We start from the raw sequence: 879 nt of genomic DNA, 5'->3' as shown, positions 1-879 counted from the left end.
GAGGTACAAAATAGCAAGTCAAATCTCATTGCCAATAACAATAAAAAGACTTTTGGAGGTATAGGTCTAACCAATGTGAAAAAACGGTTGTCAACTCTTTTTCCAAACACTCATTCTCTTCAGATAAAAAATCAAGAAAATGTATATGTTGTTAAATTACAATTAGAGCTAATGTAAAAGATTAAACCTATTAATTAATATGGAAAAAATCACCGAATTGTTTTTAAAAATTTACCCTATTGAGGGGATATCTATTAAGAGAAGAATTTTATTGCATTGTATTTTTTGGGGAATAATGTTTATAGTTTTATGGGAAAGTGAAATAATTCCAGGAACAGGAATTATTTATAATTTCATTACTATTTCCTATTTTATAATTCTTGATATAACCTTGTTTTACATTACAGTATCTTTAGTATTTCCATCATGGAATAATAAAAATAAGTATAAGCTTTTTATTACAATTCTATGTTCAATAATATTTACATTTATTTGGGCAATTCTTTGTTATATCAGAATACAATTAATTTTTCGTTACGATTTACTAAAAGGAATTAATATAAATCTTGATCATTTACGCAAAATTTATTACAACTTTTGGGAGGTATTTAATTATAACACTATCGTTTTCTCTATTCTTCAAACATTTTCTACTACTCTAGCAGCATTTTTCATTAAACTCATTCGTTCCATCATCAAAAACTACGCTTATAAAAAACAAGTAGAAATTGACTATTTAAGATCTCAAATCAATCCGCATTTTTTAACGAATACCCTCAATAATATTTACAGCCTTTCTGTTACTGAAGACAAACGTAATAGTGATGCCATTTTATCTTTATCCAGTTTGTTAGATTATGTCCTGTACGAAGCTAATCA

The 879-nt window shown here is 26.5% G+C and carries 1 protein-coding gene; it reads left to right on the top strand.

The annotated features are described in order from the left end of the window. Positions 1–199: 199 nt before the first annotated feature. The coding region (locus AC07XN_RS24505) for a histidine kinase (protein WP_494744955.1) at positions 200–879 on the top strand (680 nt) is incomplete at its 3' end.

This window comes from Arcicella sp. GW458-12-2-14-TSB2, assembly GCF_059423785.1.
This window is presented reverse-complemented; position numbering and strand designations above follow the sequence as displayed.